This is a genomic window from Bacillus sp. (in: firmicutes), assembly GCA_012842745.1.
GTDB lineage: Bacteria > Bacillota > Bacilli > Bacillales > Bacillaceae_J > Schinkia.
Window position 1 is genome coordinate 362,562 of the sequence record DUSF01000035.1, and the last position, 18,171, is coordinate 380,732.

General features: G+C 36.8%; 23 protein-coding genes. 18 read left to right on the forward strand and 5 right to left on the reverse strand.

Annotated features, from left to right (window positions below):
* Positions 1 to 119: 119 nt before the first annotated feature.
* The 5 genes from GX497_06785 (at position 120) to mtnN (ending at position 5,432) form a co-directional block, all read left to right on the forward strand.
* Positions 120 to 1,400: a U32 family peptidase gene (locus GX497_06785; protein ID HHY72919.1), complete on the forward strand. Its 1,281-nt coding sequence runs from the start codon at positions 120 to 122 to the stop codon at positions 1,398 to 1,400.
* A gap of 148 nt (positions 1,401 to 1,548) precedes the next feature.
* Complete coding sequence (greA, locus tag GX497_06790) at positions 1,549 to 2,037, forward strand: transcription elongation factor GreA (protein HHY72920.1); 489 nt, start codon at positions 1,549 to 1,551, stop codon at positions 2,035 to 2,037.
* A 64-nt stretch (positions 2,038 to 2,101) separates the two neighbouring features.
* Complete coding sequence (locus tag GX497_06795; GenBank protein HHY72921.1) at positions 2,102 to 3,856, forward strand: penicillin-binding protein 2; 1,755 nt, start codon at positions 2,102 to 2,104, stop codon at positions 3,854 to 3,856.
* 77 nt (positions 3,857 to 3,933) lie between these two features.
* Positions 3,934 to 4,692 carry a DUF1510 family protein gene (locus GX497_06800; GenBank protein ID HHY72922.1) on the forward strand — a complete coding sequence of 253 codons (759 nt, stop codon included), beginning with the start codon at positions 3,934 to 3,936 and terminating at the stop codon, positions 4,690 to 4,692.
* A 35-nt stretch (positions 4,693 to 4,727) separates the two neighbouring features.
* Positions 4,728 to 5,432: a 5'-methylthioadenosine/S-adenosylhomocysteine nucleosidase gene (gene mtnN / locus GX497_06805; protein HHY72923.1), complete on the forward strand. Its 705-nt coding sequence runs from the start codon at positions 4,728 to 4,730 to the stop codon at positions 5,430 to 5,432.
* Positions 5,433 to 5,502: 70 nt separating this feature from the next.
* Here the strand turns inward: mtnN and GX497_06810 are convergent, their stop codons facing one another.
* Complete coding sequence (locus tag GX497_06810; GenBank protein HHY72924.1) at positions 5,503 to 6,228, reverse strand: nuclease; 726 nt, start codon at positions 6,226 to 6,228, stop codon at positions 5,503 to 5,505.
* Between the two features lie 177 nt (positions 6,229 to 6,405).
* Between GX497_06810 and GX497_06815 the strand changes: the two genes are divergently transcribed.
* Positions 6,406 to 6,852: a DNA starvation/stationary phase protection protein gene (locus GX497_06815; protein ID HHY72925.1), complete on the forward strand. Its 447-nt coding sequence runs from the start codon at positions 6,406 to 6,408 to the stop codon at positions 6,850 to 6,852.
* Between the two features lie 56 nt (positions 6,853 to 6,908).
* Here GX497_06815 and GX497_06820 read toward each other — a convergent pair whose 3' ends face one another.
* The gene (locus tag GX497_06820; GenBank protein HHY72926.1) at positions 6,909 to 7,064 is read right to left on the reverse strand and encodes a DUF1540 domain-containing protein; all 156 of its coding nucleotides are present in this window, start codon (positions 7,062 to 7,064) and stop codon (positions 6,909 to 6,911) included.
* A gap of 173 nt (positions 7,065 to 7,237) precedes the next feature.
* Positions 7,238 to 8,221 (reverse strand): zinc ABC transporter solute-binding protein, encoded by a 984-nt coding sequence (locus tag GX497_06825; protein ID HHY72927.1) that lies wholly within the window; start codon positions 8,219 to 8,221, stop codon positions 7,238 to 7,240.
* Positions 8,222 to 8,370: 149 nt separating this feature from the next.
* Between GX497_06825 and GX497_06830 the strand changes: the two genes are divergently transcribed.
* Both GX497_06830 and sigK read left to right on the forward strand, forming a co-directional pair.
* The gene (locus GX497_06830) at positions 8,371 to 9,144 is read left to right on the forward strand and encodes a FixH family protein (protein HHY72928.1); all 774 of its coding nucleotides are present in this window, start codon (positions 8,371 to 8,373) and stop codon (positions 9,142 to 9,144) included.
* Between the two features lie 79 nt (positions 9,145 to 9,223).
* Complete coding sequence (gene sigK, locus GX497_06835) at positions 9,224 to 9,934, forward strand: RNA polymerase sporulation sigma factor SigK (GenBank protein ID HHY72929.1); 711 nt, start codon at positions 9,224 to 9,226, stop codon at positions 9,932 to 9,934.
* Between the two features lie 29 nt (positions 9,935 to 9,963).
* Here sigK and pssA read toward each other — a convergent pair whose 3' ends face one another.
* On the reverse strand, positions 9,964 to 10,503 hold the full coding sequence (gene pssA, locus GX497_06840) for a CDP-diacylglycerol--serine O-phosphatidyltransferase (protein HHY72930.1): 540 nt from the start codon (positions 10,501 to 10,503) through the stop codon (positions 9,964 to 9,966).
* A gap of 151 nt (positions 10,504 to 10,654) precedes the next feature.
* Here pssA and GX497_06845 point away from each other — a divergent pair, with 151 nt between their 5' ends.
* Genes GX497_06845 through GX497_06855 form a run of 3 tightly spaced genes read left to right on the forward strand, consistent with a single transcriptional unit; the run spans position 10,655 to position 13,307 of the window.
* Positions 10,655 to 11,434, forward strand: coding sequence for a phosphatidylserine decarboxylase (locus GX497_06845; GenBank protein ID HHY72931.1), 780 nt, complete (start codon positions 10,655 to 10,657; stop codon positions 11,432 to 11,434).
* A gap of 58 nt (positions 11,435 to 11,492) precedes the next feature.
* Positions 11,493 to 11,957: a hypothetical protein gene (locus tag GX497_06850; GenBank protein ID HHY72932.1), complete on the forward strand. Its 465-nt coding sequence runs from the start codon at positions 11,493 to 11,495 to the stop codon at positions 11,955 to 11,957.
* Positions 11,958 to 11,969: 12 nt separating this feature from the next.
* Positions 11,970 to 13,307, forward strand: coding sequence for an ArsB/NhaD family transporter (locus tag GX497_06855; protein HHY72933.1), 1,338 nt, complete (start codon positions 11,970 to 11,972; stop codon positions 13,305 to 13,307).
* A 39-nt stretch (positions 13,308 to 13,346) separates the two neighbouring features.
* On the opposite strand, the gene GX497_06860 is transcribed toward GX497_06855, so the two are convergent.
* Positions 13,347 to 13,487 carry a sporulation histidine kinase inhibitor Sda gene (locus GX497_06860; GenBank protein ID HHY72934.1) on the reverse strand — a complete coding sequence of 47 codons (141 nt, stop codon included), beginning with the start codon at positions 13,485 to 13,487 and terminating at the stop codon, positions 13,347 to 13,349.
* Positions 13,488 to 13,861: 374 nt separating this feature from the next.
* Here GX497_06860 and GX497_06865 point away from each other — a divergent pair, with 374 nt between their 5' ends.
* Genes GX497_06865 through rsfS form a run of 7 tightly spaced genes read left to right on the forward strand, consistent with a single transcriptional unit; the run spans position 13,862 to position 18,164 of the window.
* On the forward strand, positions 13,862 to 14,380 hold the full coding sequence (locus tag GX497_06865) for a YqeG family HAD IIIA-type phosphatase (GenBank protein HHY72935.1): 519 nt from the start codon (positions 13,862 to 13,864) through the stop codon (positions 14,378 to 14,380).
* A gap of 2 nt (positions 14,381 to 14,382) precedes the next feature.
* The gene (gene yqeH / locus GX497_06870; protein ID HHY72936.1) at positions 14,383 to 15,489 is read left to right on the forward strand and encodes a ribosome biogenesis GTPase YqeH; all 1,107 of its coding nucleotides are present in this window, start codon (positions 14,383 to 14,385) and stop codon (positions 15,487 to 15,489) included.
* A 25-nt stretch (positions 15,490 to 15,514) separates the two neighbouring features.
* Positions 15,515 to 16,351, forward strand: coding sequence for a shikimate dehydrogenase (locus GX497_06875; GenBank protein HHY72937.1), 837 nt, complete (start codon positions 15,515 to 15,517; stop codon positions 16,349 to 16,351).
* A gap of 4 nt (positions 16,352 to 16,355) precedes the next feature.
* Positions 16,356 to 16,646, forward strand: a complete 291-nt coding sequence (gene yhbY, locus GX497_06880) for a ribosome assembly RNA-binding protein YhbY (GenBank protein ID HHY72938.1) — start codon at positions 16,356 to 16,358, stop codon at positions 16,644 to 16,646.
* A gap of 22 nt (positions 16,647 to 16,668) precedes the next feature.
* Positions 16,669 to 17,271: a nicotinate-nucleotide adenylyltransferase gene (locus GX497_06885; protein HHY72939.1), complete on the forward strand. Its 603-nt coding sequence runs from the start codon at positions 16,669 to 16,671 to the stop codon at positions 17,269 to 17,271.
* Positions 17,225 to 17,794, forward strand: a complete 570-nt coding sequence (locus GX497_06890) for an HD domain-containing protein (protein ID HHY72940.1) — start codon at positions 17,225 to 17,227, stop codon at positions 17,792 to 17,794. Before GX497_06885 ends, GX497_06890 begins: the two co-directional genes overlap by 47 nt.
* A gap of 16 nt (positions 17,795 to 17,810) precedes the next feature.
* The gene (gene rsfS, locus GX497_06895) at positions 17,811 to 18,164 is read left to right on the forward strand and encodes a ribosome silencing factor (GenBank protein HHY72941.1); all 354 of its coding nucleotides are present in this window, start codon (positions 17,811 to 17,813) and stop codon (positions 18,162 to 18,164) included.
* Positions 18,165 to 18,171 lie beyond the last annotated feature (7 nt).

Genomic DNA, 18,171 nt, shown 5'->3' on the forward strand with positions numbered 1-18,171 from the left:
TAAATTGAGCATGTAAGCCCCAAACTGGTCACTAGGGTACAGTTCTAGTGTCCAAGAAATATATAATAATGGAACATGCAAACTATCCACATGTTCCATAAAGAAAGGTGTGATACAAAGTGGCAGCTATAGCTGATAAAATATCTGAAATCATCGATGGCAAGCGTGTAATTGTGAAAAAACCAGAGCTCCTTGCGCCGGCCGGCAATTTAGAAAAGTTAAAAATTGCAGTACATTACGGCGCAGATGCTGTTTTTATAGGTGGTCAAGAGTACGGGTTACGTTCCAATGCCGATAATTTTTCGATTGAGGAAATGGCAGAGGGCGTAGAATTTGCCAAGAAATACGGGGCGAAAATTTATGTGACGACAAATATCATTGCCCATAATGAAAATATTCCCGGGCTAGAAGAATATTTAAAAGGTGTGGAAAAAGCCGGTGTTGCCGGTATTATTGTTGCCGACCCGCTTATTATCGAAACAGCTAAGCGAGTTGCACCAAAGCTTGAGACGCATTTAAGCACACAGCAATCTCTTTCTAACTGGAAAGCAGCGCAGTTTTGGAAAGAAGAAGGAATGGAACGCGTTGTTTTAGCAAGGGAAGCAAGCGCGGAAGAAATAAAAGCAATTAAAGAAAACGTTGATATTGAAGTAGAAATTTTTATTCATGGAGCGATGTGTATCGCTTATTCTGGACGTTGTACGTTAAGCAACCACATGACAGCCCGCGATTCTAACAGAGGAGGCTGCTGCCAATCATGCCGCTGGGATTATGATTTATACAAATTAGAGAGCAACAATGGCGCCATAACGGAAGCAGCGCAATTTGCTGATGAGGATCTTCCGTTTGCGATGAGCCCGAAAGATTTAAATCTAATTGCATCAATTCCAAAGATTATTGAGCTTGGAGTAGACAGCTTGAAAATAGAAGGAAGAATGAAATCAATCCACTATGTTGCGACGGTTGTCAGCGTTTATCGCAAAGTTATTGATGCCTATTGTGCTGACCCAGACAATTTTGTAATTAAACAGGAGTGGTTGGAAGAGCTTGATAAGTGCGCCAACCGTGATACGGCTCCAGCCTTTTTTGAAGGTGTTCCAGGCTTTAAAGAGCAGATGTTTGGCAATCATAGCAAAAAGACAACTTATGATTTTGCTGGTATGGTGTTAGATTATAATCCTGAAACAAAAATGGTAACATTACAGCAACGCAACCACTTTAGGCCTGGTGATGAAGTTGAATTTTTTGGTCCAGAAATTGATAATTTTAAAATGATTGTTGAAAAAATATGGGATGAAGATGGCATAGAGTTAGATGCTGCCCGTCATCCATTGCAAATTGTCAAATTTAAAGTAGACCGCCCCGTTTTTCTCTACAACATGATGAGAAAGGAAATTTAATTCCAAACAATTGTTGATGAAATGGAAAATTTGTAATAGGATATAAAAAGTATATTTAAAATAATTGTATGAAGTTATGGGGGCTCCATACAATTATACTTTCTTTTTCGGATGTACATAAAGAAGGAAATAAAAGGAGCGAAGGGTTATGGCAGAAGAAAAAAGTTATTATATGACTGAAGAAGGTAAAGAAAAGCTGAATAAGGAATTGGAGTATTTAAAGAGTGAAAAGAGGAAGGAAGTTGTTGAACGCATAAAAATTGCCAGAGGTTTTGGTGATTTATCAGAGAACTCTGAATATGATGCCGCAAAGGATGAACAAGCATTTGTTGAATCAAGAATAGCCGCTATTGAAAAGATGATTCGTAATGCTGTGATTATTGAGGCTGATGAGGAAAACTCAAATATTGTATCCCTAGGTAAAAAGGTAATATTCGCAGAAATTATGGCGGATGGTAGCGAAGATGACGAAGAAGAATACACGATTGTCGGAAGTGCGGAAGCTGATCCGTTTGAAGGTAAGATTTCAAATGATTCTCCAATGGCAGTGAGTCTTTTAGGACGCCAAATTGGTGAAGAAGTTGTTGTCCAAACACCTGGCGGTGAAATAAAAGTTCGCATTAAAGATGTAAAATAAAATAAATGCGCTTTCATGTTTTAATAGCAAACACCTCGTCAAAAATGATGATGAGGTGTTTTTTATGAAAATAAAAAAAAGAGCGCTATTTCTTATTGCCACCATTATGATTATTTTATTAAGTCTCATTGGGCGGCTTGTTCAAGTTCAACTTATTCAAACAGAATCTTTTTCAAAGCATCATATCAATTTAATTGAAGCGAGCATTAAGCAAAGGACGCAAGCGATTGTTTTAGATGATGGCCGCGGTCGGTTTATCGATAGAAACGGCGAGGCGATTACAAACGATTATTATCCAAGCGTAGTGCTATTTCCATTTTTAAAAGGAATGAAGTGGCCCGTTGAAAAAATCGCTAACATTACTGGGATTTCAGAACAAGAACTGTTGACAGCTGTCCAAAGTGCAAAAACCCCTTTTGCTTTTGGTGGAAAAGACCCAGTCAAGCTTACAGAAAAACAGCAGCAACAAATAAATGAGTTAAAAATTCCAGGTGTGTTTGCGTTATACCAGCAGGTAAACACGAATCAAGTATTGGCAGAGCATTTACTCGGAATCGCTCGCCAAAATAAAGAGATTTTAGAAAAAAGGTATAATGAAAAGTTGAAAAGTGGCCTTATTTCGCCTCATACGGAAATTGGCATCACAGGGCTACAAAAGGCATTTGACGAATTTTTGCTGCCTGAAGGTGAATCTAAGCTTCTTTATCATGTTGATCAATTAGGAGGGCCATTATTTGGACTTGAGGTAAAATACACGGCACCTGCAAATCCGTTTTATCCGACGGCAATTAAAACGACATTACATAAACCATTGCAAATAGTAGCTGAACGGTCTGTTGATGATTTAGGCTTAGAAAAAGGAGGTTTAATCGTAATAGATGTTGAGACAAGCGATATTCTAGCAATGGTTAGTCGACCGGTAATGAACGTTAAAAACCCATTGGCAGATAGAGGTGGGGTAAATGAAATGATTGAGCCGCAAATACCCGGCTCTGTTTTTAAAATCGTTACAGCGGCTGCGGCATTAGAGAATAATGTAAAAGTGCGCGGGAGAATGTTTAATTGTGATTATAATCTTTATGGTGATGGTGAGGACGCGCGAAAATTAGGTTTGCTAAATTTTGAAGAAAGCTTTGCGAAAAGCTGTAATTATACATTTGCAAAATTAGCGGAAGAAATCATCACGGAGAATCCTAATTACATCGAGCTATACGCTGAGAAACTAGGCTTGCTAAGCCGTATTGGCTGGCATGGTGAAGTTTTTCACTATGAGAATTTTTTGCAATTACCTGAAGAAAAAGTTGGTCGTATTTGGAGCGATGCCAACGATAAGCATGTAAAAAAGGCGATAAACCAAACAGCGATTGGGCAAAAGGATGTACGCGTAAGTCCGCTCTCGGTTGCCAATATGATGGCTACGATCGCACGTGGTGGGGAAAAAATGCAGGTGCGGGCTGCATCAGAGGTCCAATATAAAAATGGCACAACATTGTTTTCATTTCCACAACAACAACTAAAGGGGAGCCCATTATCTACTTATACGATAAAGAATCTGCAGAAGCTTCTTCAAGGAGTAGTTGAAGAAGGAACAGGTGAACGTTTTAAAACGTTGCCATATAAAGTAGCCGGAAAAACGGGTACAGCTGAAACAGGGCGGAATGGCTTAGTGAACAAATGGTTTGCCGCCTACTTTCCAGTTGAGCAACCAAAATATGCGCTCGTAGTTGTGGACTTAGATGTAAAAGAAAAAGATGCGAAAACTAGTGATATCGTTGAGGCAATGGTGAAAAATATTTATCAATTAAATAGAAACGAATGAATTTGCTTTTAGGCTATACAAATAAATGGTAGAATACGAGGTAGACTACATTTAGAAATTAAAGTGGGGGACATTGTATGAAATACGATTTCGATGATTTATATGAAGGTCCACGTTTTCAAAACAAAGCAAGAAAGAGGAAAATTAGACTTATCATTTCTAGTATTATGGCGATTATAGGTTTTTTTATTATAATTGGGATTGTTTCTTTTTTTTCAACTAGTAAGGAAGAAGCAAATGGTTCACCAGAGGAAACAATGGAAGCAACCAAGCCTGTAGATGACGATGAAGATACCATCAATGGTTCCGAGAAAGAGGAGTCTTCTGACAATCAAGAATCACTTGAAGACGAAGCAGCATCACAAGATCATTCTTCTAATGCAGGTGGAATAAACAAAAATAATTCCGATCGCCCTGCTGTTATTGATGAAGAAGCAGATCAAGTGCGTTCAAATAGTGGAAAGGTCAATGAATCACAAGTTATCGGTACAATTGAAAAAAATTGGGAAGCAGTAGGAACAGAGCAGCAAGGTGAACATGTTACCGATTTTACGAAGGGTTCACAGGATTGGCAGGAAATGACCAAAGCTGTTAGTTCTGCAACAGGATTAGCGGATAATAATATGATTGTTTGGTGGATGGGGAATGGTGGTGCCCCTAATAAAGCTGTTTCAACAGTTAGTACAAAGGATAAAGCAAGCTACTACCGCGTCCAACTTGAATGGGTTGACAACGCAGGCTGGAAACCTGTTAAAGTTGAGCAAATCGAAGGCAATGACCATCAACCAACAACAAACGCAACAAGTGATAATATAGGGGACGAAACTAATAATTAATTTGGATATTTACATCAAGGGGGCTTAACCTTACTATGAAAATTGGCATTATTGGGGCAATGGATGAGGAAGTTGCTATTTTAAAAGAGAAAATTGAGAACAGAGAAGATATGACAATTGCTAAAAGTGAATTTTCGCTTGGACAAATAGGCAATGTTGATGTTGTTTTATTAAAGTCGGGAATTGGGAAAGTAAATGCCGCTGTAGGAACAGCATTATTGTTAGATCATTTCAAACCAGATTACGTTTTAAATACGGGATCAGCAGGGGGCTATCATCTTGACTTAGACGTTGGTGATATTGTAATCTCTACTGACGTAAGACATCATGATGTTGATGTAACTGCCTTTGGGTATGAATATGGACAAGTGCCAAAGATGCCGCCAGGATTTGCACCTGATCAACAGTTAATTAAAAAGGCGGAAAAAGCCGCTGAAGGAATTACCGATATTAAAGTTGCGAAAGGATTAATCGTAACAGGCGACTCCTTTATGCATGACCCTGAACGAGTAGAATTTGTTCGCCGCAAATTCACTGATTTGTATGCGGTTGAGATGGAAGCAGCGGCGATTGCACAAGTATGTCATTTATTCAATGTGCCGTTTGTCGTTATCCGAGCGCTATCTGATATAGCTGGAAAGGATTCCAATACATCCTTTGATAAATTTTTAGAAAAAGCAGCGCTGCACTCTGCTACATTAATATTGAATATTATCACTGAATTTGAGAATGAAAATTAAAATTAATAGAAAAACACGATATTTGTAAGAAATGAAGGGACTGTCCAATTGTTTTGGACAGCCTTTATCTTCAGTTTTTTGGTGCACGAAACCCAGCAGCCTCTGCTTCTTTTTCCGTGCAAAACCATCTTTCCGGTTTCGTTTGCTTGTAGGAACGTGAATAAGGGGTATGATAAATCTTCTCACCTTTGGAATTGATGTTGCCTTTAATGAGACAATCAGGATTTGCTTGTGAGATTGCATCTTCGTCGCCCTTCACTGGATTCTTTTTTTCTGTTCTAAATCCATCTTCTTGGGCATAATTCTCAATACTCCAAATTCCGATTCCTTCTTTTTGGGCCCTTTTCTGAATTTCATAAAATTCATCAACATATTTCGTATTTGGAGCATAAACATAAGCGACACGCGCTAACCCTTTTTCAAGCAGCATTTCGTTGAACATTTTCCCGTCAATCCATACATAGGCAAGTAAGCGCCCATATTTGTCACGATCAGATACATCTAATTCAATCGTTACTTCTTTGCCTTCTAACGCATCCTTCGCAAATTGCGAAGCTTCTGGACCAAACGGCTGTACGGGTTTACTTGGATGCTTTGTCTCCGGTGTGTCTACTAATAGCAAACGAACTCGCTCTTCTTTATTATGAAAAGATATGTCTAACGTATCCCCATCAACGACATTTGTAACGATTGCTTCCATTTGATTTGCTGTCTGTTCTGAACATCCACTTCCAATTGTTAAAAAAAATAATAAAGCAAACAAAAATCGAGTTCTTTTACTAAATTGTGTAAGCATGAAAATAGCCTTCCTTCCCCCTAAACTATTATTAAATTTATCAATCGTAATCTATATTGGCAATAGAATCGCTAGCGAAATGTTATCATTTGTATCAAATAAATAGAATGTGGTAGTGTTAAATTAGACATCAGTGGGGGAACATAACATTGTAAACAAAAAAAGGAGATGTTAAAAATGTCGCAGCTTACTGAAGTTTTAAACAAACAAATTGCAAACTGGACTGTACTTTATGTTAAACTCCATAACTACCATTGGTATGTTAAAGGGGGACATTTTTTCACATTGCATATGAAATTTGAAGAGTTTTACAATGAAGCAAACCTCCATATTGATGAATTAGCAGAACGGTTGCTCACAATCGGTGGAGAACCTGTAGCAACGATGAAAGGCTGCTTAGAAATGTCATCAATTGAAGAAGCAAGTGGCAATGAGTCTGCTGAACAAATGGTTCAAGTATTAGTCAATGATTTTTCGAAGGTTGTTAGTGAGTTAAAAGAAGGAATGTCATTGGCTGAAGAGCAAAATGATGACATTACCGGTGACATGTTGCTTGCAATCCACGGCAGTCTAGAAAAACATGTTTGGATGCTTAAAGCGTTTTTAGGAAAAGCAGTTGAATAAATGTAAATTATTATACAAAGAAAACCCAGGATGAGTGTAATCCCGGGTTTTCTTTTTTACATTTGTGGTTCGAATGTTTTACAATCTGTTTCTTGCTGTGAAGTGGCTGCATTGCCATGTTGACTTACTACATAAATTGAATCAGCGGAGCATTTATTTCCTTGTGCCCAGTACGTACAGTTATTTACTTCACATAACACATCTTGTGCCATTGTTTAACATCTCCCTTCATATGATAATCTTGCTACAATAAATAAGATAACCATTTGAGAAAGGAGATATACTGAAAAAACAAAATAACTGCCTACGTTCCTTATTATAAGTGAACTTGATTCTCAATATACACAATTAAACTAAAAAATGTTAATTAGCCTAATAATTATTTCTATTCCAATGCGATTTTTAATGTTTCGATATTTTTGTTCATTAAGCTAAAATAATCTTCATTATTTTTTATATCATCCTCGGTTAATACGGAAAGATTATGAATGCGTAAGGATTCTGCATGAATTTCATTTTTAATAATCTCGGCTACTTTCGGTGTTATGTTTTGTTCAAAAATAATATACTTTATATTGTTTTCTTTAGCTAAATCAATAATATGCTGTAGCCCCTGTTGTGACGGTTCGTTCGTTGATGACAGACCAGTAATTGAAATTTGTTTGATACCATATCGATTTTGCCAATAACCAAATCCAGCATGTGAAACCAATATTTTGGGTGCCGTTTTTCCTTTTACAAGCTCTGTAAAGCGGCCATCTAATTCTTCTAATTGCAATCTTAATTTATTAAAATTGGCTTCAAATTCCTCAGCAGCCTCCGGCTTTAATTCTACTAAACTTGCTGTTATATTTTTGGCAATGGAAACTGAAAGAATCGGGTCTAACCATATATGTGGGTCAACATCACCATGGTCGTGTCCCTCTTCATGTCCAGTTTCTGTCCCGTGTGATTCATTGTGATTGCCTGCAGATTCCTCGCCAGCTGCAATCATTTCAATCCCTTTTGATGCATCAACAATTTTTACATTTTCATTTTTCAGAGCATCAGCAATTTTTACTGCATAAGGTTCCATACTTTTATTGCTAAAAATAAAGGCATCCCCTTTGGCAATTCCAATCATCGTTTTCGTTGTTGGCTCATAAGTATGGGCATTTGTTCCTAGGGGAATAATGCTATTAACGTCAACATGCGAGCCGCCAATTTTTTTTGCAAAATCTTCAATTGGAAATAAAGTTGTATATATTTTAAGTTTACTTTCAGTTTGTTCTTTTTTTTGCTCTGTTTCAGTTTTATTTTGACTACAACCAATCATAAAAGTGCTCATTACTAAAATTAAGAGCAAAATGCGAATAAAATTTCTTCTCATTTTTTCGTCCCCCTTTCTATCACTTTGTAATTATATCGTAATTATTACGATTTGCAAGTCAAAATCATTACGATTTACAATTTGATTAAAGTTAATCAAAACTTCACATTTTTAAATAGTTAAAATAGTAGCATCTAGGAGGATTTGACATGATAAGATATTTAGCTGTTTTTTTTGTAATGATGTTAGCAATAACGGGATGTTCAAATGTAAATGAAAATAACGTAAACAAGGAAAAGACTAAGGCAGGCACTGAAGATATTAAGCCAATTTCTGTTGATGTTGCGATTTACCCAAGCCCAATCGAAGTGAGTCATGAAGTCACATTTGAAGCAACTGTTACGCAAGGTGATGAAAAAGTTGACGATGCTTCGGATGTAGAGTTTGAATTGTGGAAAAATGGGGAAGAAATCCATGAGAAAATAAAAGCTGAACATCAAGGCGATGGTATTTATTCCATTAAGCACTCATTTGCTGAGACAGGCACATATAATGTCATTACGCATGTAACTGCCAGAGATATGCACACGATGCCGCAGAGGGAATTTAATGTTGTTGACTTACAAGGACAAAAAAATGTCCAGCCAAAGCAAGAAACTGCTGTTGCTGACCACCATCATCATGGCACTGATTTATTAATTCATTTTATGGGTGATGAGGAAATAAAAGTGAATGAGGAAGCACAATTAAAGGTGCATATTACTTATAAGAAATCACCATTAAAAGGTGCGAGGGTCAGATTTGAAGTGTGGAAGGATGGGCAGGACAAGCATCAATTTATTGATGCAACTGAAGACAAAGCTGGTGAATATTCAGCGAAAGAAATTTTTAACGAGCAGGGAACGTACAATATCAAGGTTCATGTAGAAGAAGAAAAAAACAAAATTCACGATCATCAAGTTGAAAATTTGACAGTTCACTAAGTAGACAGGCACACAAAATCCTTCAATAGCATAGGAATGGTAATAGGCGGTTACCTACTATCTATATGGAGGTGATTATGTGTCGTCTTTATTTGCAGCGATGAGTTATTTCATCAAAGAATTGTTTTTTCTTGTCTCCTATGTGAAAAATAATGCGTTTCCACAGCCATTATCTGAACAAGAAGAACGAAAGTATTTATTATTGATGGAACAAGGTGATAGTGATGCGAGGAATCGACTGATTGAACATAATTTGCGACTTGTCGCCCACATAGTAAAAAAGTTTGAGAATACAGGCGAAGATTCTGAAGATTTGATTTCAATCGGGACGATCGGCTTAATAAAAGCCATTGAAAGCTACTCATATAGCAAAGGAACAAAGCTGGCAACATACGCTGCTCGTTGTATAGAAAACGAGATACTGATGCATCTCCGTGCTTTGAAAAAGACGAAAAAGGATGTTTCCTTGCACGATCCGATTGGTCAAGATAAGGAAGGGAATGAAATTAGTCTTATAGATATTTTGAAATCCGAAAATGAGGATGTCGTCGACACAATTCAGTTATTGATGGAATTAGAGAAAATTAATGAATATATTCATATATTAGATGAGCGGGAAAAGGAAGTCATCGTTGGCCGGTTTGGGTTGGATTTGCAGAAGGAAAAAACACAGCGGGAAATTGCGAAAGATTTAGGAATTTCAAGAAGCTATGTCTCCCGAATTGAAAAGCGTGCACTTATGAAACTATTCCATGAATTTTATCGAAACGAACGGAAAAAAAGAAGCTAAAAAAGGGGAGCAATCCCCTTTTTTCTGCTTTACATTTTCTTTAATTTAAACGAACTGACCATTAGTAAAGCTAAGCCAATCGTAAAATACATAAAAACATAACTAGGAAAAATAGATATTCCGAGTGTCGAAAATGTTAAGACAATACCCGCAACTGTGATTGGTAAACCTGTAAAATAACCATTGTTTTCGGTAATATTAAATTTAGCTAAACGAATAGCGCCACATGCAATATAAATGAGAGTAAACAATATGCCAGCGGCCCCAAATTCATGAAGAACATGTAAGTACGTTAATAAAGCGGGAGCAATACCAAAGGAAACAATATCACACATCGAATCAAGCTGCTTACCGAATTCGGATTCAATATGAAGCTTCCTAGCAACTAATCCATCAAACCGATCAGAAAGGGAGGCAATAAAAATTAATAATAGTCCAAGTTGGAATTGACCTTGGACTATTGCAAGCAGTGAACATACACCAAAGCCCAAGTTCAATATGGTCAAAATGTTTGCTGCTTGTGACTTTATTTTTTTAATTGTATGATCAATATACTGTGCTAAAAACATTCTGAAAACAACTCCTTTAAAAAACAATCCAGTTTCTTAACCATTTCAATATATATACGTTACAATAGGAAGGAAGATTCCATCAGCAGATTATTGTATCTAAGTTTAATTGGACAATGTACAATTTAAATGATTAGGAGGGGCGTTCGCAGTGCTTAAGTATTTTTATCGATTCTTAATAGATTTAACAAACAATCTTTATTTATCAAAGATTATTCGCACGTATACAACTTCGAAAATAAGCAGGCATGTAATTCCTTCTTTTGCAAAGACATTTAAAATAAATGAGCAAGAATATGGGAAAGATATAAAAGAATATGAGAGCCTCCATGATTTTTTTACGAGGGCGCTTAAAAACGATGCCAGACCGATTGATGATGACCCAAGCAGTGTGATTAGTCCTGTCGATGGTTATGTCGAAGATGTTGGGGAGATATCCACTCAGAAGAATATTTATGTGAAAGGACAAGTATTCTCTATTAAAGAGATGTTTGGAAATAATCTAGCTTTTGCAAAGTATGATGGCGGTATTTATATGATTATTTATTTAAGCCCAAAAGATTACCACCGCATTCATAGTCCGGTAGCTGGTAAGGTAATTTCGCAATGGGAATTAGGTGGAAAATCTTACCCTGTTAACAAATGGGGCTTGAAATATGGGAAGGCACCACTAGCAAAAAATTACCGAAAAATATCGGAAATAGAATGCGAAGGTAAAAGTGTTGCGCTTGCAAAAGTAGGAGCGTTGTTTATTAATAGCATTACGTTAACACATAAGAATGATTTGCTTACAAAAGGAGAAGAAATTGGTTATTTTTCTTTTGGCTCCACGGTTGTTCTCTTATTTGAAAAGGAAAGTATTAAAGCCAATGAGCATTTAAAAGGACAATTTGTTAAAATGGGACAAAAAATAGGGGTTTTCATTAAATAATAAAAAATAAATATGGTAGAATATCTTTTGACTAAATGTAATAGAGGAGGGTAATGGCGTGAAAAATGTACTTATTAATAAAATAGTTGAATTTGTTGTAACTGAAAATCAGTTAAGAAGCTTTTGGAAAAGGCTGGGGGAAGATTTTGAATTCGAAACGTTGAGTCCTGAACAGCTAATGAAACTGGCTAAAAGAGAAATTGACGAAGCGTCTCTTTCAGAGCTGGATTCGCATTTAATTGACCGTGGCTGGAGAACGAGGGATGAGATTGAAGGGAAAATGATTGCCGAGGATAATTCGGACCCACGCTATCATATCGAGGTAATCGATACAACAAAAGTAGGAACACCTTCCAAGATTTTAATTGATCGAATGATGCAGTTAAAATGCAAGGACTGTCATTTTGATGTATTTATTCAAGATTTGGATATAGACCCATCCACCCTTAAATGTCCTAAAGATGGAGGGAAATTAGACGTAATTGGAAATAATGTTAAAAAGATAAATAAAGATAATAAGTAAGGGGCTGGAAAAGTGGAGCATTCAGTTGCACAAGAGGTTTCAAATTTTCAAATTTATTTAGCAGTTATTATTTTTCTTGTTACATATGCATTTATTATTTCAGAAAAGATAAATAGAGCTGTTGTTGCATTACTAGGAGCCTTTTTAATGGTTGCCTTTAAAATAGTAGATTTAGAAGTAGCGTTTACACATCATATCGAATGGGGCACAATTACATTATTAATCGGAATGATGATTCTAGTTGGAATTACAAGTACGACAGGGGTATTTCAATATGCTGCCTTAAAATCGGCGAAATTTGCCAAAGGTGATCCAATCAAAATATTAATTATTTTATCATTATTAACAGCGGTAGCCTCTGCCTTTTTGGATAATGTAACAACCGTTCTTTTAATTGTCCCTGTTACATTTTCAATTACACGGTTGTTAGGTGTGCCTCCTGTTCCTTTTTTAATTTCTGAAGTGTTATTTTCAAATATTGGCGGAACAGCAACATTGATCGGGGACCCGCCAAATATTATGATTGGCAACGCAGTGAAACATTTAACGTTTAATCAGTTTCTACTTAACTTAACCCCGATAGTCGTTGTAATCATATTTGTTACTTTAGTGCTAATCTATTTTATATACCGAAAACAATTAAAGGTAGAAGAGTCACAAAAACAAAAGTTAATGAGCTTGAATGAAGATGAGTATATAAAGAACCCTGTGTTGATGAAAAAATCGTTATTTGTTCTTGGACTGACAATTTTAGGGTTCGCCTTTCATTCTGTCCTTCACATGGAAGCGGCAGTTGTAGCCATTGGTGGGGCAACTCTATTAATGTTAATTGGTGTGAAAGAGCATGATTTAGAAGAGGTGTTCCATAGTGTTGAATGGGTTACAATCTTCTTCTTTGCTGGTCTTTTTACATTAGTAGGTGGTCTAGTAGACGTTGGAATTATTAAAAGCTTAGCAGAACAAGCCTTGGATTTAACAGGCGGTCATATTCCAACAGCAGCGATTTTAGTTTTGTGGGTGTCAGGTATCGCGTCGGCAACGATTGATAATATCCCATTTGTGGCGACAATGATTCCGTTAATTCAAGATATGGCTGTTGGCATGGGGTTACCAGTAGACGCGCCAGAAATAGATGCATTATGGTGGTCATTATCCCTTGGTGCTTGTTTAGGGGGAAATGGTACATTAATTGGCGCCTCTGCCAATGTTATTGTGGCTGGGATGGCAGCACGAGAAGGAAATGGTTTCAGTTATTTAGATTTCTTAAAAATCGGTGCACCTTTAACTTTAATTGCCTTGGCAATGGCCCATGTGTACATTTACTTTAGATATTTAACAGTATTTTTGTAAAAAAAACATCCTGTCCATTTTTGGGACAGGATGTTTCAATTAGGATGTTTTTTTAATCTTGATGTTTAATGAACGGCGTTCAATTTCTTTTTCGATAAGATGAATAAAATCTGGACTTAAGTTCAGTTCAATGGCCTTGTAGAATGACTCCAATAATAAATCATCTGATAATGTTCTCATTTTTCTTAGCCAGGGGTGCTGGCCATTCACCTCCTACAAATTAAACATTTTTTCTTTTTGTCATTTTTTCTTTTTTAGAAGCATATAATTAATATTTTCTCCCTGTGTCTATACATTACCATGTTTTCTTTTTTAGAACAATCGTTCTTATATCCACAGATAAAAGTGGATAACTTGTGGGTATTGTGTTTATAATGTAAATAATTCCAGTTATATCAACCTTTAATAATGTGTATAAAGTTATCCACATATGGGAAATTTATAAAATTTTGTCGAAAAATTTTTTTATTTTAAATAAAGTTTTGAAACGTTGTCGAACTTTGGCTATTATTAGAAAAGGAAATAGGAAGCATATAACTATAGTTGAGGTGTTTATTTTGCTAGACTTGTTTTTACCAAATGAGCATGTAAAGAGTATTTTTGATATAGAACCAATTGCATTACATGAAAAAGGCATTAAAGGCATTATTACTGATCTGGACAATACGCTTGTGGAGTGGGATCGTCCAGAAGCCACTCCGAAACTAATCGAGTGGTTTCAAAAAATGAAAGACAGTGGGATTGTCATTACGATTGTTTCTAATAATAATCAAGAAAGAGTAAAGCTGTTTTCAAAGCCATTAGGTATTCAGTATATATATGAAGCTAGAAAGCCGATGGGCCGGGCATTTCGCAAGGCTGTGAAAGATATGAATCTAAAAAAAGAAGAAGTTGTTGTCATTGGTGACCAACTGTTGACAGATGTATTAGGAGGGAACCGCTCAGGGCTGCATACGATATTAGTCGTCCCCGTTGCACAGTCAGATGGCTTCTTTACGAGGATTAATCGAAGGATTGAGCGTTCGATTTTAAACATTATGAAACGAAAAGGTATGGTTTATTGGGAGGAATAGGATTGGGAAATCAAGAGTTACATTGTCAAGGCTGCGGTGTTAAGGTTCAAACAGAAAACAAAGCGGAAATAGGCTATGCCCCCCCTTCCGCATTAGAGCGTGAAGTATTAATTTGTCAGCGCTGTTTTAGATTAAAGCATTATAATGAAATTCAAGATGTTTCATTAACAGATGATGATTTTTTAAAAATTTTGAATGGCATTGGCAATTCAGACGCATTAGTTGTTAAACTTGTTGATATTTTTGATTTCAATGGCAGTTGGCTGCCAGGCTTACATCGTTTTGTCGGCAATAATAATGTGTTGTTAGTAGGGAACAAAGTTGATTTATTACCTAAGTCAGTGAAAACATCAAAGCTGATTCATTGGATGAAGTATTCGGCGAAACAACTTGGATTAAAACCAGCGGATGTTTATTTAATTAGTGCAGCAAAAGGCATCGGGGTTAAGGAGCTTGCGGCTGCGATTGATGTTCACCGCGAAGGTAAAGATGTATATGTTGTCGGCTGTACAAATGTCGGAAAATCCACCTTTATTAATAAAATTATTAAAGAATTTAGTGGGGTCGAGGATGTGATTACAACATCACAATTTCCAGGAACAACATTGGATTTGATTGATATTCCATTGGATGACGGCAAATTTTTATTTGATACACCAGGTATTATTAATCATCATCAAATGGCCCATTTTGTTAACGAAAAAGGATTAAAAATTATTTCGCCACGAAAAGAAATTAAACCGCGGGTTTTCCAATTAAATGAAGAACAAACATTGTTTATAGGCGGCTTGGCAAGGTTTGACTATATTTCTGGTGGGAGAAAGTCGTTTACTTGCTATGTTTCAAATGAGCTGAATATTCATCGTACAAAATTGGAAAAAGCTGATGAGCTTTATAAAAATCATTTAGGTGAATTGCTCTATCCGCCATACGCTGAGGAAGCGAATGAACTGCCGCCATTAGTGAAACAGGAATTTATGATTCGCGAGGCGAAGACTGATGTTGTTTTTCATGGTTTAGGTTGGATTACATGCAATGAAGCGGGAGTGAAGGTGGTCGCTCACGTTCCGAAGGGTGTTGGTGTAACGATTAGACCATCGCTTATTTAAGCTTAGAAAGAAATGGGGGAAAGAGATGGGGAAATTATTTGGATTACTTGGCCACCCTGTCGGCCACTCTATGTCACCGCTTATGCATAATGCCCAATTTGCTGAACTTGGACTTGATTGTTATTATCAGGCCTTTGATGTTCTACCAAATGATTTAGAAGACGCCGTTAAAGGGATACGGTCACTCGGAATAGCAGGCTTTAATGTGACAATTCCACATAAAGTTGAAGTGATGAAGTATCTAGATGAAATTGACGAGGAAGCCGCACAAATTGGTGCTGTCAATACTGTTGTAGCAAAGGGTGGAAAACTAGTCGGCTATAATACAGATGGTAAGGGTTTCGCTGTATCACTTGAACAAATTGCTGGTGCAGATTTTTTACATAAAAAAATACTAATCATCGGGGCAGGTGGAGCTGCAAGAGGTATTTATGTTACACTAGCACGGATGGGAGCGGGGGCCATTGATATTGCCAATCGAACAACAGAAAAGGCTGAGCGACTAATCAATGCAAACCCTTATTCAATTGCTTCTAATCCCCTTTCGCTCACTGAAGCTGAGGAAAGATTAGCAACGTATGATATCATCATCAACACAACTTCAGTTGGGATGAGCCCGCGCGTTGATGAGGTCCCATTACAATTAACAAATATGAAGCATGGAACAATTTTGAGTGATATTATTTATAATCCACTTGAAACAAAGTGGCTGAAAATAGGAAAAAGTTTAGGGGCAATTACGCAAAATGGGGTTGGCATGTTTGTCGGTCAAGGGGCTTTAGCATTTGAACTGTGGACAAAGCAAAAACCAAATTTTAATAAAATGGAACAAATAGTCATGAGGCGACTGGGAGGAATTTAAAAAGATGTTAACAGGAAAACAGAAGCGGTTTTTACGTTCGAAAGCCCACCATTTAAATCCAATTTTTCAAGTTGGCAAAAGCGGAGTCAATGAAAATATGGTGAAACAAATTGGAGAAGCGTTGGAGGCCCGTGAATTAATAAAAGTTAGCGTTTTGCAAAACTGTGAATTTGACCGCGGTGAAGTAGCTGAAAGCTTAGTTGACGGCACAAAGGCAGAACTTGTGCAAATTATCGGAAATATAATTGTCCTTTATAAAGAGTCGGTTGAAAATAAACAAATTAGTCTCCCTTAATATGTAAGAAAGGATTGGTGTTATGAAGAAGGTGGGGATTTTAGGTGGTACATTTGACCCTCCCCATAATGGACATTTAATTATTGCACAGGAGGTATTCACTTCATTAAAATTACATGAAGTGTGGTTTATGCCAACGAATATACCCCCACATAAGAGAGAGGCTAAGTCAAAGGGTGAAGATCGCATCGAAATGATAAAGCGGGCAATTATCGATAATGACTGTTTCAAGCTGCAGCCAATCGAATTTGAACGGTCTGGTCAATCGTATACATATGATACGATTACAATTTTAAAGGAAAAGTACCCTGATATTGAATTTTACTTTATTATTGGCGCAGATATGGTAGAATATTTGCCAAACTGGTACCGTATTGACGATTTGATACATGAAGTTCGCTTTGTTGCTGTCAACAGGCCAAAGTATGAACTTATGCCAAAGTTTGAGGTCATTAAGGTTGAGGTTCCCCAGTTTGATATGTCATCTTCCGAATTACGCCATCGTTTCAGCACGAAGCAAAATACAAGATATTTTTTGCCAGAAAGTGTTAGACAATATATAGAGGAGAAAAATCTTTATGGACCCTACGAAAGCATTGATGCTTGTAAAAGAACAGATGACTGATAAACGGTATGAACATACGCTAGGTGTGATGGAAACAGCCATTCAATTAGCTAAAAAATATGGTGCAGATGTTAAAAAGGCGGAGCTTGCCGCTATCTTCCATGATTATGCTAAATTCCGTTCTAAAGTTGAAATGGAAAAAATAATTATAAAGCAAAATATGAATCCAAAATTATTGGAATTTCATCATGAGTTATGGCATGCACCTGTTGGCGCATATTTAGTTCGCATCGAAGCTGGAATTAGTGACGAGGAGATTTTGCAAGCGATTCGCTATCATACAACTGGGAACAAAGATATGAATACGTTAGATAAAATTATTTTCGTAGCAGATTATATTGAGCCAGGCAGAAAATTTCAAGGGGTAGAAGAGGTTCGCCATGTTGCCAATGAAAGCTTAGAGCAAGCTGTAATTATGGCGTTAAAAAATACGATTAAATTTCTGTTGGATAAAAACGAAGCGGTTTATCCAGACACTTTAGAAACTTATAACACATTGATAAGATGTCAAAAAATATCTTAAGGAGGATTTTGATTGCATGAGTGAAAAGGATATTGTGTATATTGCGGCGAAGGCGGCCGATGACAAAAGAGCTGAAGACATCACCGTCTTGGACATGAGAGGCGTTTCATTAGTAGCTGACTTTTTCTTAATTTGCCACGGCAATTCTGAAAAGCAAGTTCAGGCCATTGCCCGTGAAGTGAAGGAGAAAGCGCAAGAAAGTGATCTTCCGGTGAAACGGCTAGAAGGATTTGATGAAGCACGTTGGGTGCTTGTTGATCTAGGGGATGTTATCGTCCATATTTTCCATCGTGATGAACGAATTTATTATAATTTAGAGCGGCTGTGGGGCGATGCGGCCCGTGTTAATATTCAAGAAAAACTTGTTTAAAGAAGAT

Bases quoted from the DNA above. Each gene is read 5' to 3' on its own strand.
- greA (HHY72920.1), top strand. From the start codon at position 1,549: ATGGCAGAAGAAAAAAGTTATTATATGACTGAAGAAGGTAAAGAAAAG.
- GX497_06795 (HHY72921.1), top strand. From the start codon at position 2,102: ATGAAAATAAAAAAAAGAGCGCTATTTCTTATTGCCACCATTATGATT.
- GX497_06800 (HHY72922.1), top strand. From the start codon at position 3,934: ATGAAATACGATTTCGATGATTTATATGAAGGTCCACGTTTTCAAAAC.
- mtnN (HHY72923.1), top strand. From the start codon at position 4,728: ATGAAAATTGGCATTATTGGGGCAATGGATGAGGAAGTTGCTATTTTA.
- GX497_06810 (HHY72924.1), bottom strand. From the start codon at position 6,228: ATGCTTACACAATTTAGTAAAAGAACTCGATTTTTGTTTGCTTTATTA.
- GX497_06815 (HHY72925.1), top strand. From the start codon at position 6,406: ATGTCGCAGCTTACTGAAGTTTTAAACAAACAAATTGCAAACTGGACT.
- GX497_06820 (HHY72926.1), bottom strand. From the start codon at position 7,064: ATGGCACAAGATGTGTTATGTGAAGTAAATAACTGTACGTACTGGGCA.
- GX497_06825 (HHY72927.1), bottom strand. From the start codon at position 8,221: ATGAGAAGAAATTTTATTCGCATTTTGCTCTTAATTTTAGTAATGAGC.
- GX497_06830 (HHY72928.1), top strand. From the start codon at position 8,371: ATGATAAGATATTTAGCTGTTTTTTTTGTAATGATGTTAGCAATAACG.
- pssA (HHY72930.1), bottom strand. From the start codon at position 10,503: ATGTTTTTAGCACAGTATATTGATCATACAATTAAAAAAATAAAGTCA.
- GX497_06860 (HHY72934.1), bottom strand. From the start codon at position 13,487: ATGAGAACATTATCAGATGATTTATTATTGGAGTCATTCTACAAGGCC.
- GX497_06875 (HHY72937.1), top strand. From the start codon at position 15,515: ATGGGGAAATTATTTGGATTACTTGGCCACCCTGTCGGCCACTCTATG.
- yhbY (HHY72938.1), top strand. From the start codon at position 16,356: ATGTTAACAGGAAAACAGAAGCGGTTTTTACGTTCGAAAGCCCACCAT.
- GX497_06885 (HHY72939.1), top strand. From the start codon at position 16,669: ATGAAGAAGGTGGGGATTTTAGGTGGTACATTTGACCCTCCCCATAAT.
- GX497_06890 (HHY72940.1), top strand. From the start codon at position 17,225: ATGGACCCTACGAAAGCATTGATGCTTGTAAAAGAACAGATGACTGAT.
- rsfS (HHY72941.1), top strand. From the start codon at position 17,811: ATGAGTGAAAAGGATATTGTGTATATTGCGGCGAAGGCGGCCGATGAC.